The organism is Aquimarina discodermiae (assembly GCF_040786235.1).
Classification (GTDB): Bacteria; Bacteroidota; Bacteroidia; order Flavobacteriales; family Flavobacteriaceae; genus Aquimarina.
Window position 1 is genome coordinate 18,728 of the sequence record NZ_JBFMKP010000015.1, and the last position, 13,670, is coordinate 32,397.

General features: G+C 32.7%; 12 protein-coding genes and 3 tRNA genes. 7 read left to right on the plus strand and 8 right to left on the minus strand.

Annotated elements, in window-relative coordinates; genetic code table 11:
- Positions 1-11: 11 nt before the first annotated feature.
- The 3 genes from ABW636_RS10950 (at position 12) to ABW636_RS10960 (ending at position 2,791) form a co-directional block, all read left to right on the plus strand.
- Positions 12-266, plus strand: coding sequence for a hypothetical protein (locus ABW636_RS10950; RefSeq protein ID WP_367590033.1), 255 nt, complete (start codon positions 12-14; stop codon positions 264-266).
- Positions 267-790: 524 nt separating this feature from the next.
- The gene (locus ABW636_RS10955) at positions 791-1,045 is read left to right on the plus strand and encodes a hypothetical protein (RefSeq protein ID WP_367590035.1); all 255 of its coding nucleotides are present in this window, start codon (positions 791-793) and stop codon (positions 1,043-1,045) included.
- 444 nt (positions 1,046-1,489) lie between these two features.
- Positions 1,490-2,791, plus strand: coding sequence for a DUF8202 domain-containing protein (locus ABW636_RS10960; RefSeq protein WP_367590036.1), 1,302 nt, complete (start codon positions 1,490-1,492; stop codon positions 2,789-2,791).
- 103 nt (positions 2,792-2,894) lie between these two features.
- On the opposite strand, the gene ABW636_RS10965 is transcribed toward ABW636_RS10960, so the two are convergent.
- From ABW636_RS10965 to ABW636_RS10975, 3 genes are all read right to left on the minus strand, one after another.
- Positions 2,895-2,978 (minus strand) — tRNA-Leu (locus ABW636_RS10965).
- A gap of 68 nt (positions 2,979-3,046) precedes the next feature.
- Positions 3,047-3,119: transfer RNA gene (locus ABW636_RS10970), tRNA-Lys, on the minus strand.
- 69 nt (positions 3,120-3,188) lie between these two features.
- Positions 3,189-3,261, minus strand: a tRNA-Lys gene (locus tag ABW636_RS10975).
- Positions 3,262-3,392: 131 nt separating this feature from the next.
- Between ABW636_RS10975 and ABW636_RS10980 the strand changes: the two genes are divergently transcribed.
- Positions 3,393-3,914, plus strand: coding sequence for a shikimate kinase (locus tag ABW636_RS10980; protein ID WP_367590038.1), 522 nt, complete (start codon positions 3,393-3,395; stop codon positions 3,912-3,914).
- Here ABW636_RS10980 and ABW636_RS10985 read toward each other — a convergent pair.
- From ABW636_RS10985 to ABW636_RS10995, 3 genes are all read right to left on the minus strand, one after another.
- Positions 3,906-4,409 (minus strand): phosphoribosyltransferase family protein, encoded by a 504-nt coding sequence (locus ABW636_RS10985; protein ID WP_367590039.1) that lies wholly within the window; start codon positions 4,407-4,409, stop codon positions 3,906-3,908. The two genes, ABW636_RS10980 and ABW636_RS10985, sit on opposite strands and share 9 nt — an antisense overlap.
- A 69-nt stretch (positions 4,410-4,478) precedes the next feature.
- A complete protein-coding gene (locus ABW636_RS10990) occupies positions 4,479-5,063 on the minus strand; it encodes a methyltransferase domain-containing protein (RefSeq protein WP_367590040.1) in 585 nt (194 codons plus the stop codon).
- A complete protein-coding gene (locus ABW636_RS10995) occupies positions 5,060-5,449 on the minus strand; it encodes an RNA-binding S4 domain-containing protein (protein ID WP_367590041.1) in 390 nt (129 codons plus the stop codon). The genes ABW636_RS10990 and ABW636_RS10995 overlap by 4 nt, the downstream gene beginning before the upstream one ends.
- An 89-nt stretch (positions 5,450-5,538) precedes the next feature.
- Here ABW636_RS10995 and ABW636_RS11000 point away from each other — a divergent pair, with 89 nt between their 5' ends.
- The 3 genes from ABW636_RS11000 to ABW636_RS11010 all read left to right on the plus strand — a co-directional run bounded on the left by ABW636_RS11000 (position 5,539) and on the right by ABW636_RS11010 (position 11,242).
- Positions 5,539-6,744 (plus strand): FKBP-type peptidyl-prolyl cis-trans isomerase, encoded by a 1,206-nt coding sequence (locus tag ABW636_RS11000; protein ID WP_367590042.1) that lies wholly within the window; start codon positions 5,539-5,541, stop codon positions 6,742-6,744.
- Positions 6,745-6,944: 200 nt separating this feature from the next.
- Positions 6,945-9,932, plus strand: coding sequence for an amidohydrolase family protein (locus tag ABW636_RS11005; RefSeq protein ID WP_367590043.1), 2,988 nt, complete (start codon positions 6,945-6,947; stop codon positions 9,930-9,932).
- 8 nt (positions 9,933-9,940) lie between these two features.
- Positions 9,941-11,242, plus strand: a complete 1,302-nt coding sequence (locus ABW636_RS11010; RefSeq protein ID WP_367590137.1) for an amidohydrolase family protein — start codon at positions 9,941-9,943, stop codon at positions 11,240-11,242.
- Positions 11,243-11,512: 270 nt separating this feature from the next.
- On the opposite strand, the gene ABW636_RS11015 is transcribed toward ABW636_RS11010, so the two are convergent.
- Positions 11,513-12,322 (minus strand): hypothetical protein, encoded by an 810-nt coding sequence (locus tag ABW636_RS11015; protein WP_367590044.1) that lies wholly within the window; start codon positions 12,320-12,322, stop codon positions 11,513-11,515.
- A gap of 217 nt (positions 12,323-12,539) precedes the next feature.
- A complete protein-coding gene (locus tag ABW636_RS11020; protein ID WP_367590045.1) occupies positions 12,540-13,574 on the minus strand; it encodes a DKNYY domain-containing protein in 1,035 nt (344 codons plus the stop codon).
- Positions 13,575-13,670: the final 96 nt, after the last annotated feature.

Below are 13,670 nucleotides of genomic sequence, written 5' to 3' on the forward strand. Positions count from 1 at the left end.
GAGATTAAATAATGAAGATCAACGAAAGTTTAATAAGAGAATACGTACAGAAGTCATTTGATGATGGATATATTCAAATTACAGATCATAGAAGAAATGTTTTAGTACTTGAAAACGGCGTATTTAAATTTAATGGGTATACTCAACCAAAATCAAAATCGGGTATAGAGGCAGTTTTTATAGAAGCTTTTAGGTTAACAAGGTTTGTGAAATTGGGAGAGGATGAGTTTATTAGAGAACGAAATCAATGGTTTAAAAAACCTTAGTAATGAGTTAGAATAAAAATGAGTTTTATAAATACAAAAAAGACTGCCTTTTGGCAGTCTTTTTTGTTGAAGAAAAGTTGGTTTTAATATTTAAAAATGTTCAAAGAAAAAAGCTTCCAGTCTTCTGCTTCTACCACTAACTTATGCTAGAATATGTATTTAATTATTTTTTGTGATCTGTATACGAACGATTCTAAAAAAAATGAAACAGATTTAGGGTAAATTTGAATATGATGTTTATGAGCGGCTAAATCCTAAAAATAAGGTAGGTGTAAACATAACAAGAGATGTTGGCTATGAAGATTACTAAAAGACGAATAAAAGGAGGTATTAGAGTTGCTTTAGGAGTATAAATAGTTTTGCCTGTAAATTAGTGGCTAATAGGTGTAACCATGAATTAATAATTGATCAGAATATGTTTTATTTTTTTGTTTAGCTCCTTAATTCTCAAATATTTTGATTATATTGAATAGGAATTCTCCCCCCTTTATAAGAATAAAAATAACTCCGTAAACCTGTCGCTTATGAAAATTAATCAGCTTCTGATCAAAGATTTCATTCAAAAATCATTTAGTAAAGGATATCTCGAAATTATAGATCATAGAAATAATAGTATTATTCTAAACAATGGAGTGTTTATGTTTAATGGTTGTCAGCAACCAAAATCAAAAACAAGTATAGAAGCAATTTTTTTAGAAGCATTTAGATTAACAAGGTCTATTCGATTTGGGGATAAGAAATATGCAAGAGAAAGGAATAAGTGGTATTTGAAAAAGTGATATGAGATTAGAATAGTCATTTTTATAGTGATTTTTTACCTTTTTTTAAGCACCAGTACCATCAGTATGTGCCTGTAAAGATGTATTATCAAGGCTCATTGCCTCGACCTTAACTCTAATGATGGTATTTTAGTTATAAAATCTCAAAAATTTTGTCTGGCGTTTTGTTCTTCGCTCATCTGTTCATTCTTGTGTACATCATACCGTGTGTAAGTTCCCAAAACGCTTTAGAGAAGTGTATGCTATTTGCAACCTTGCTCGGCTGTATAAGGTGTACACCTTCATACCGAACAACTTCTTTTTTTGCTTTTTAAAGAAAGATTTCTGTTAAGACCCTCTTGTTTTACTACTGTTTGTTTGTTGATTTTCAGAATAATTAGATTTATTTTTATCATAAATTACCTTATAATGATATGCCTTCATAAAATTCTTTTAAACAGCATCTTGTGCCTTTCATTTTTTGTTGTCAATCCTTTTTCTGGATATACACAAACAGGACCCGGAGGTGTAGGGACTTCTGACGGAACCTCTTCGCTTATGATATGGTTGAGATCTGATGATGTTGATGCGGATAGGGATCTTACTGATAATCCATTAAATGGAACAGCAATATCCCAATGGTCAGATGCTAGTGGAAACAATAATAACTTTAATCAAGCAGGAGCAAATCGACCAACCTACAATACTTCTGGAGTTTTTAATGCAGTTAATTTTAACTCTAGTCTGGCAACACCTCAATTTATGAATGGTACAATTACAGGGACTTTTTCTAATGCAAGTGCCTATTTTGTTACAACCCCTGTTAATACAGGAAGTTCACATTCTTTATTTGATAATACAACAACTTCATTAAGAGTAGAACAATGGTCTAACACTGGCAGAGTGGGATTTACGAGATATGGAATAGCCGATTACACGACCACAATTAATTCCCCATTTAATCAAAACGCTATAATGTCCTATCATAAAACAAGCGGTTCGGCAAACCTTAATGTAAGGGTAAATGCCATCACTCAAGTTTTGAATATAGGTTCTACAACTACAGGATTACCATATGATAGAATAGGTAGGAATTTTACTGGTGCTGATGAGGCAAGTGGAGATTTTTTTGAAGTAATACTTTATAATAACAGCCTTAATACTGCACAAACAATAATCGTGGATAATTATTTAAGCGCCAAATATGCCAGTATTTCAATTCCTGTAAATGTTTACAATGAAGACGATATAGCAGCAGGTAATTATGATTTTGATGTTGCAGGTATTGGTAGAATGGATGCGAGTAACCTTCATGCAGATTCACAGGGAACTGGAATTGTGAGAATACTTAATCCCGGAAATTTAGATAATAATGAGTTTTTGATGTGGGGTCATGATAATGGGAGTTTACTATTCAGTAATTCAACAGATATCCCTGCAAAGATTGTTAATAGATTAGATAGAGTATGGAGAATAAGTGAAGTTAATACATTTGGAGCTACAGTTGATGTTGGAAGTGTAGATATTAGATTTGACCTTACCGGATTGGGAACCATTACAGCATCAGATTTAAGGTTATTGGTAGATACCGATAATGATGGAGTTTTTAACGATGAAACTCCAATTTTTAATGCTGTTTCATTAGGAAGTAATGTTTATGGTTTTATAGGTGTAACATCGTTTTCTAATAATGTAAGATATACTTTGGCAATAGGAACACGTACTGTAATTACCAATAGAAATATTACTTATAGAGTGCGTAATTAAAAAAAACTACAGCTAATTGTGTTGCTATTATCTCTAATGGTTGTCTAAATGAGCAATAAAAAAACCGTAAACACCTTTTTTAGTGTGTTACGGTTATGGTTTGTGCCCAGAGCGGGAGTCGAACCCGCACGCCCTAATGGACACATGGCCCTCAACCATGCCTGTCTACCAGTTCCAGCACCTGGGCAATATAAATACCATTACAAGATAGTATAAAACTAAAAAAGTACCGTACAAAAATACGATACTTTTTAGTGACCGGGCTGGGGCTCGAACCCAGGACCCTCTCCTTAAAAGGGAGATGCTCTACCAACTGAGCTACCAGGTCATAGATAATAAATTATCAAATATTTTTAAAGAACTAAATAAACAAAATAATTAATGTTTATTTTTTTAGTGACCGGGCTGGGGCTCGAACCCAGGACCCTCTCCTTAAAAGGGAGATGCTCTACCAACTGAGCTACCAGGTCATACATTCTTTCCTTGAATGCGGGTGCAAATATACTATCATTAATTTATTTTTCAAGAAGAAATCGAGATATTTTTACATTTTTTTTTCGTGAAGTTTTTTTTTGAGTATTATCTAATTAATTTTGGGCGTATGAATATAGTGCTAATTGGTTATATGGGTAGCGGAAAATCATTGATAGGTAATGATTTAGCTAAAAAAATAAAATTTGATTATTTGGATTTGGATGATTTTATAGAAATTCAAGAAGAAAAATCAATCTCAGAAATTTTTAAAGATCATGGAGAGATTTATTTCAGAAAAAAGGAATCTTTATACCTTAATGAGGTTTTAAAGGCAAAAAATAGCACTGTGATTTCTTTGGGAGGTGGTACTCCATGTTTTGGAAATAATCTCGAAATCGTTTTAAAAAATGAAAATGTGAAAAGTGTGTATTTGCAAACTTCATTAGATGAATTGGTCAATCGACTTTTTAAAGAAAAGAATAAACGCCCATTAATTAGTCATACCCAAGCCACAGAAGAGCTTAAAGATTTTATTAGAAAACATCTGTTCGAACGAGCCTTCTATTATAATCAAGCAAATTATAAAGTGATAACCGATGCAAAAAATGCAGATCAGATCTCAGAAGAGATTATAGAGCTTTTATTTTAAAAGCGCCATATCTTCTTCTCCAAACTTGACCACAACATGCTCGTGTAAGGAAGTAGAAAGAGAAATGCCTTTAAAATCTGCTTTAATAGGGTATTTTTTATGATTTCGGTTTACTAACACAGCTGTTTTAAATCGGGTTAAAGGAACATTAAGAAAATGCTTTACACCATATATTAGCGCTGTACCAGAATTAAGAACATCATCGGCAAGTACAATAGGCTTATTTTGGTATTCATTTGCTTCAATAGATGTTTTTACCGTATTATGAGGTGATTTTTTATTCATGGTTACCTGGCATAAAATGACCTTGATTTCAGAAATATTTTCTAAAATAGCTTTCAATCGCTGTGCAAAAATATACCCGTTTTCGGCAATCCCCGCAATTACAATTTCTTTTTCATCAACATTAGATTCATAGATCTGATAAGCAATGCGTCTAATTTTATGTTGTATTTGCTCATGAGTAAGAATGATGTTAGTAAGATCGGTTTGCATATTTTTAGAATGTTGAAAGATGTTAGAAAAACAAAATAAATTCGAAATAAATACTTTTGTATAGAGTATTTATTTTGAATTTTCAAATATAAAAAAGAGTTCGTTACCCATGCGTGCATCTATAGAATTATAACATGTTTCAAGTGTTTTTATATAAAAATGCTTTGTAAAAAGTAATTTATATTGATTCTTAGTGCCTCCAAAAGGAGGTCCTTCATTTTCAAATTCTCTTGAAAATAAAACACCTATTAACTTTCCTTTGGGTGCCAAAAGGCTTTTTATTTTAGTAATGTAACTATTTCTTTGATCGGGTGCAAGTGCACAAAAAAATGTTTGTTCAATAATTAAATCAAAAGTATCATGATATTCAAAAAAATTTGCGCAGATTATATTTTCTGAAGGAAAATCTGGAAATCGCTTTTTAAAGCTTTCTAGAGCCTCATTGGCAATGTCAAGCACAAATACGTTTTTGAATCCTTTACGATAAAGGTATTCTGCTTCATACGCATTTCCACAGCCAGGAATAAGTATTTTGAGATTATAATTTACTAATTGATCAAAATAATGTGCAATAGGAGGAGAAACAAAACCAATGTCCCACCCTGTTTGTTGGTTTTGGTAGCGACTTTTCCAGTAATTTTTGTTTGGGTTCATTCTTCACTATCTTTATGTGAATCATCAATAAACCAATCGTCGATATCTCTTCTATCTTTTTTGGTAGGTCTTCCCGTCCCTTTTTTTCGATAATAATCTTTCGAATATTTTAAAAGGTCTAATTTTTGCAACGCTTCTTTCGGAGTGGTGTCTTTACGATAAATGTCGACTAATTTTGCTCCTATTCGATTATCAGGGGTGTCAAGTACGACAAGTTCATAATTAATCTGATTTTTGCGTACAGTAATCTTATCGGTAGGATAAACCTCTCTAGACGGTTTAACAATCTGTTCATTTACTCGAACCTTACCCTCCTTGCATGCTTTGGTGGCAATACTTCGAGTTTTGTAATACCTGACAGACCATAAATATTTATCAATTCGCATAAAAAAGATTTAAAAAGAAGTAATCTCTAGTAAATAATAAAACAAAAGTACAAGAAAATTGTATCTTGCGCCTTCAAAAAAGTAATCAGATGAAAGTAAGAAATTATATTTATGCCGCTGGGCTTACTATAATAACTTTATTTAGTTGTAATAAAGATGATGATGGTGATAATGAACCTACTATTATACCTCCTCGAGATAGGGCTGAACAACAAAAAACAGACGATGCAAAACTTCAAGCTTATTTCGATACTCATTTTTATGTGGATGTAGAAGTAGATCTTAACAACGATGGGCAAATCGAATATGTAACAAGACAATTTGATACCATTGCAGGTGATAATGCCGATAAAACACCAATTAGTGAAACGGGATTACTAGAAACCAAAACAATTAATAGAGATGGTGTAGAATACAAACTTTATGTTCTTAAAATTGCAGGTGGTGCTACCGAGAAGGAAAAACCAACATTTGCCGATTCTACTTTGGTGACTTATAAAGGAGAAGAGTTATATGACAATGAAGATAGGGATGCAGATGGGATACCAAATATTGCTGATGTGGACTCTGATGATGATGGAAATGAGCTAGCCAGTGGAGCAAGTACGCGCCCTGATAAAGATGGAGATGGTATTGCCGATAATAGTGATGCAGATGATGATGGTATTGATGGATTAGATGCGGGTAAAATAGATACAGATAATGATGGTATTATCGATGATAAGGATCCTGTGGATAATAATGATCTGGATCGAAGAGTCTTTGATAATAGAGTAAGTCCTGTTTGGTTCGATCAAACAACAGTTATAGAAGGGTGGAGAGAATCATTAGTAGATTATAGAGGAGCTTCTGGTTTTAGTGAAAATGCTGATGGAACCGTAAAGTATAATGATGATTATGGTAATATTACTGTTTTTATACCTTCTGGCCTGGGATATTTTAATCAACCTCCTGTGGGGATTACTGCTTACACACCGTTGGTTTTTAATATACAGTTATATGAAGTAAATCAATCTGATCACGATGCTGATGGAATACCTTCATACCTTGAAGATATAGATAATGATAGATTATTGATATCAGATACAGATGATAATACAGATGGAGATAATTTTTCTGATTATTCTGATGCTGATGATGATAATGATGGTACGCCTACAAAAAATGAAATTAAAGTGGTAGATAGTAATAATGACGGAGTAATAACGCTAGATGAAATTACGTTTTATGACGATGATGGTGATGGGATAAATAATCATTTAGATTCTGATGATAAAGAAGTTAAGAGTGAATAAAACCATTCTAAACTATTATGATATAAATTTTAAAAGAGGCTTTCGGTATCGAAAGCCTTTTTTTTGTATAAAATAGTTTACGCATAATTGACAAAAATGATTAATCAAAATTGTATTTGACCTTCTTGTTAAATAATTATTAATTACCTATGCTTTTCTTTGTCAAAAAGTATCTTTAAAATCTGTTTACAATAAATCATATGAGAAAAAAAATAGCATTGCTTGCTTTAGTTTGTGTAATTGCGAATTTGAAAGCACAAGAATATTTTCCGAAAAATGATGGAGTACATACTTCGAAATCAAATTTTACAGTTTTTAAAAATGCGGTTATACATACGACTCCTGATACCGAAATTAAAAATGGAACATTAATAATTCAGAAAGGAAAAATAATTACTGTTGGTACTTCGGTATCGATTCCTTCAAATAGCGTGATAGTTGATCTTAAAGGAAAGCATATTTATCCTTCTTTTATAGATCCTTTTACGAATTTTGGAGTTCAAAAACCCAAAGGTAAAGGAGGAAGCCCATGGTCGGGTAATCCTCAATATGGTTCTTCTAGAGAAGGATATTATTGGAATGATCATATACGACCCGAAACCGATGCATTGACTCATTTTAAATACAACACCAAAAAAGCAGAAGAATATATAAAAGAAGGATTTGGGGTGCTTCATACACATATGCCAGATGGTATTGTAAGAGGCACCGGTGCTCTAATAGCTTTAAATAGTCATGGGACACAGGGAGATCGTATAATAAGTGAACGCTCTGCACAGTTTTTCTCTTTTGAGAAAAGTAAAAAAAGTAAACAATTATATCCTACCTCGCTAATGGGAGGGATTGCATTACTAAGGCAGCTATACCATGATGCAACCTGGTATCAACTTGGTAATGCAAAAAATAAAGATTTGGCGTTGGAAGCTTTTAATAAAAATAAGAATTTACCACAGATATTTGATGCAGAAAGTAGAATAAATGGTTTTAGAGCAGATAAAATAGGTGATCAATTTAATACACAATATATTCTTGTGGGTGGAGGAGATGAATATGCAAGAATAAACGAGGTTAAAAATACGAACGCTAAGTATATAATTCCTTTAAATTTTCCTGAAGCCTATGATGTTTCAGACCCTTTTATGGCAAATATGTTAAGCCTTGGGGATATGCGACATTGGAATCAAGCTCCTTCAAACCCTTCAGTATTATCAAAAAATAATATTACTTTTTCTTTTACTACTCATAATTTAAAAAAGATAACAGACCTAAAAAGCCGTATAAAAAAAGCGATAGAATATGGCTTGGATAAAAAAACAGCCATTGCAGCTCTTACGACAGTTCCTGCAAAAATATTGGGAAAAAGTGACCTTTTAGGAAGTATTAAAAAAGGGAGTTACGCTAATTTTTTGATAACAAAAGGAGAATTGTTTTCTAAAGAGAATGTTATTTATGAAAATTGGGTGCAAGGTCATAAAAATGTTATTCATGATATGGATATTATTGATCTTACAGGAAAGTATGACCTTACTATTGCAGGAAAAGTGTATGATCTATCGATTTCGGGAAAACCCTCCAAACCAAAAGCCGAAATAAAGCTAGGAGATAGTAAGTTGGGTACAAAAATGACTTATACAAATGATTGGATATCTATTACCTTTACCGATGTAGATACTACTAAAACACAATTTACTAGATTGGTATCTTCTGTAGTTGAAGGAGTTGATTTACTAAAAGGTAAAGCCATTTTGCCAAACGGGCTTGTAAGTACTTTTACTGCGAAGAAAAAAGAGAAGGTTAATAAAGGAAAAAAAGAGAATAAAGCAACAAACCATAAAGAAGAGAAACCAGAAATTGTTAAAGTAACATACCCTAATGTAGGATATGGTCTTACTCAGCTACCATTGCAAGAAGATATGCTATTTAAGAATGCAACCGTTTGGACTAATGAAACAGATGGTATTTTAAAAAATACCGATGTGTTGATTAAAAACGGAAAAATTAATGCAATTGGTAAAAACCTTAATGCTGGAAATGCTAAAGTTATTGATGCTACAGAGAAACATATTACAGCAGGTATTGTAGATGAACATTCTCATATTGCAGCAGCAGCTATCAATGAAGCAGGACATAACTCTTCTGCAGAGGTAACTATAGAAGATGTTATTTCTCCGGATGATATAAATATTTATCGCAATTTGGCGGGGGGAGTAACGTCTATTCAGATTCTTCATGGTTCTGCAAACCCTATTGGAGGTAGATCGGCTATATTAAAACTTAAATGGGGAGAAAATGCAGACAATCTTTTGTTTTCTAATGCTCCCAAATTTATAAAGTTTGCACTTGGTGAAAATGTAAAACAGAGTAATTGGCAAAGTTTTAGTCGTTTTCCGCAATCAAGAATGGGGGTCGAGCAATTATATATGGATTATTTTACCAGAGCCAAAGCCTATCATAAACTTAAAAACAGCAAAAAACCATATCGCAAAGATGTAGAATTGGAAACGCTGGCAGAAATATTGATTGGTCAACGTTATATTAGTTGCCACTCTTATGTACAAAGTGAAATTAATATGTTAATGAAGGTTGCAGAAAAATTTGATTTCAGGATAAATACCTTTACACATATTCTAGAAGGGTATAAAGTTGCAGATAAAATGGTCAAACATGGGGTAGGCGGTTCTACTTTTTCTGATTGGTGGGCTTATAAGTTCGAGGTAAATGATGCAATACCTTATAATGCTGCCATTATGCACAACCAAGGTGTTTTGACTGCTATTAACAGTGACGATCCAGAAATGTCGAGACGTTTAAATCAAGAAGCAGCAAAATCTATAAAGTACGGGGGAGTTAGTGAAGAAGAAGCATTAAAATTTGTAACTCTTAATCCCGCCAAATTATTGCATATCGACGACCGTGTAGGAAGCATTAAAGTAGGAAAAGATGCTGATATTGTACTCTGGACAGACCATCCATTATCAATTTATGCCAAAGCTGAAAAAACTATTATAGAAGGAGCTGTGTATTTTGATCTTGAAAAGGATAAAATAATGAGAAAGTCTATTGCTCGAGAAAGAAATAAATTATCTGCAATGTTGTTGAAAGCAAAAAATAGTGGTCTTAAAACCCAACCAGCAAAGAAAAAGGAAAAGCAGCATTTTGAATGTGAAACTTTAGAAACCATTAATTAAATAAGATGATGAAGGAAATAATATACATAATATTGTTGATGGTTTTTTCTGTTGGGAAAATAATAGCGCAACAAACTCCGGCAAAGTCACAAAGTGAAACCATTACTATTGTTGGAGCTATAGCACATATAGGAAATGGTGAAGTTATAGAAAACAGTAGTATTGTCTTTGAGCAAGGTAAGATAATTGCTATTGGGGACAGGAGCGCAATTTCTGTAAAAGGTAAAGTAATAGATGCTTCTGGAAAGCATGTGTATCCCGGTTTTATTGCGCCTAATTCTACTTTAGGTTTGGTAGAGATTGGAGCCGTAAGAGCAACCGATGATGATAGTGAAATAGGTACTTTTAATCCTCATATAAGAAGTATCATCGCATACAATGCCGAGAGTAAAATTGTAGAGAGTATGCGTCCAAATGGAGTGCTGATAGCTCAAGTAACCCCGAGAGGGGGAAGAATATCAGGAACATCGTCGATTGTACAGTTAGATGCCTGGAATTGGGAAGATGCAGTTCTAAAAATGGATGATGGAATACATATTAATTGGCCAAGCATATATAAAAGAGGACGTTGGTGGTTAGGAGAGGATGCTGGATATAAGCCTAATAAAGAATATGTAAAACAAGTGACGGAGCTAGAGGATTTTATAAACCAGTCATATGCAACTACCCAACTAAATAACCCAGAATTAGAAGGTGATTTGCCATATTTGGCTATGAAAGGATTGTTTAATGGGACCAAAACGTTGTTTGTTCATGTTAATTCTGAAAAAGGAATTGTGGATGTAATTAATTTTTCAAAAAAACATAGTTTTAAAAAGATAGTGCTAGTAGGTGCTTATGAAGGGTATAAAGTAGCAGATCAGTTAAAGAAAAACAATATATCGGTTTTAATAACTAGGACACATAGTAATCCAAAGTTAGAAGATGAGGATTATGATTTACCCTATAAAAATGCAAAACTATTAATGGATAAAGGTGTATTAGTTGCCATACAAAATAGTGGACAAATGGAAAGAGCCAATGCAAGAAACTTGCCATTTCAGGCAGGAACGGTAGCAGCTCATGGTTTGGATAAAGAAAAAGCATTGCAATTAATAACAGGTAATAGTGCAAAAATTCTAGGGATTGATAATTTTACTGGTACGCTAGAAATTGGTAAAGATGCTACGTTATTTATTTCTTTAGGAGATGCATTAGATATGAGAACCAATCAATTAGAAAAGGCATTTATTCAAGGACGCGAAATCAGTTTAGAGAGCCACCAGACAAAGCTATGGAAAAGATATCGTGATAAATATAAAGCTAAATAAAATGAAGCAATAGCTAGCGGCTGGCGGGAGCATTATATTTTTTGATATTGATCTCCTGCAGTGTGCAGGAACATTATATTTTTTGATATTGATCTCCTGCAGTGTGCAGGAGCATTATATTTTTTGATGTTGATCCCCCGCGGTGCGCAGGAGCATTATATTTTTTGATGTTGATCCCCCGCAGTGTGCAGGAGCACCATATTTATTTGACATAAGTCCTAAATCTTTATAAAGTTGAAGATTCAGGACTTTTATAAATAGTATTCGAAACTATTGAGGTTGCTCATCTTTCTGAATTGGTTTTTTAAATAGTGATGAGGTAGGCTTTTCTTTTTTAATAGATGCATTTACAAAGTGTTTTTCACTTTTTACATCTCCAACAACTCCATTTTCATAGGTTCTCCATTTTAGAGTTTTGGGTAATAGGAGGCCATTTACCTCGTTCCAGTCGGCATATTCTACTAAACTAATTTTTTCACTAGTTTCCTTACTGAAAAATGTAACAGTATATCCCAAAAATTTCATTTTTTTGGAAGCTTCATCATAATATAAAAAATAATTGTCTTTTGGTGAATCTCCAATATTTTGCCCATAGGTTATTTTATATCCTGGATAAGAAGTCGTATCAACCTTTAGATCATCAACTTTTTCAAAAGTAATTCCATTATCTCCTAGTACAAATGGCATAGCATAGAAATAGAACATTAAGTTATGGTAAAAGCGAGGGTTTCCTTTAAAATAGGTAGAGTCTTGTTCTAGCCAGGCTTCATCACCATCAAACCCTAGAGCAAACTTGTCTGTTTCTATACGTGCATGGCGTGTTTTAAGATCTGTGGTGTGCTTTTCTGCTCCTTTTGGATTGGCTATTTCGAAGACCAATGTATTCATTTGATCAAATTTATGGATTCCTCCATGGGCCTCAAAAACGGCAGCAATATCTTTTGGGAAAGTATTGCTATGATCAGGTATGATTTCTTCTTTTTTTTCTGTTGAAGCCGCAGTCGTTTTTTCTGTTTTTGTTTCTTGTTTACATGAAATTATCAATGTAAACACTAATAAAATTAATGGTAATCTTTTCATAATAAGATGACGTTTGAAATTTTGAAATGCTTTAGTCGCATTAAAACGAATACCTAACGTGATTTAATTTATAATTAACTTAATTAATAAAAAAGTCGCTTTGCCTATTTAAAAGATTGTTATAAATAGATCGATGATAAGTCAAACTTTAATAATAGGTATCTTTTACACTATTTAAACCTTCTATAGTAATTTTTTAGCTAAGCATTATAAACTACTATTTTTTACGTGGTTTCTTGATTAACTTGCCATTATCATAATCATAGATGAAGTTTTTATCTTTATATCTAAACAGGTTTTCATCAAATGTAAACGTTTCAACATCTCCTCCTTCCATAATTTCTCCTGATGCAATAATATTGTTTTTGTCTTTTGCCCAATCACCATTAATAAATTCAAAAGTGGTGGCGTCGATTCCATCAATTGCTAAAGCATCAAAATATACTATATTATCTGTACTTAAGTATTTCTCGCTGTGTACAACAATTGTTGTCGCATCTTTAAACGGAATTGTAATGATGCTATCTACAATATCTGTTAGATTGTTTCCTACATAATATCTATAGGCAAATATATTTTTATCATCTCGTATATAATCATGTGGTAAGCTTTGGGTGTTTTTTGCAGTTGCATTGATTTTGTGCATGATCTTTTCTTCATTAAAGTAGCATACAAAGTGAGTATCTTTCATGAAATTGTCATTTAGTATTTCAAAAGTTGCTACCTCAATATCTGGTACTTTTTTATTATAGAAGTATACATGGTTTTGATCTTTGGCACAATGATAATTTAACTGTATATAACTGTTAGGATCTGCATCTTCCAAAATGGTAAGTCCTTCTTTAGAATTTTCAGAAAAATAAAAACCATTCATAACGTATACATGGTTTTTGTCCATAGGTACAAAATCATATTTGATTTCAAAAGAAGGAATATCTACATCAAAGTCAATAGTCGTATACTTATGGTAAACATGGTTTTGATCTTTAGCATAATTCTCAGCCAAAACCTGAAAAGTAGCATGATCAACATTCATTTCGGTTTTTCCTAGCTCGAACCAATTTCCCATCGGGCTATAAATAGTCTTTTTTTCTTTTGGGTTATAATAATAAGAACTAGACTTTTCTTCGTTTATTAATTCACCTAATCGATTGGAGCTTAAAAAGCGGTATATCCCATAAATGCCTAAAACGACTATTACTGCCAGAACTATAAAAACGGTAATTAATATCATCAATACTTTTTTAGTCATATAGTTTTTAATTAGCTACTTTCTTCGAAGTATTTATGCTTACAAAATTAGAAAAGCGGGTAGACAAATGAATCACGGTTTATAGTGATGTTACTA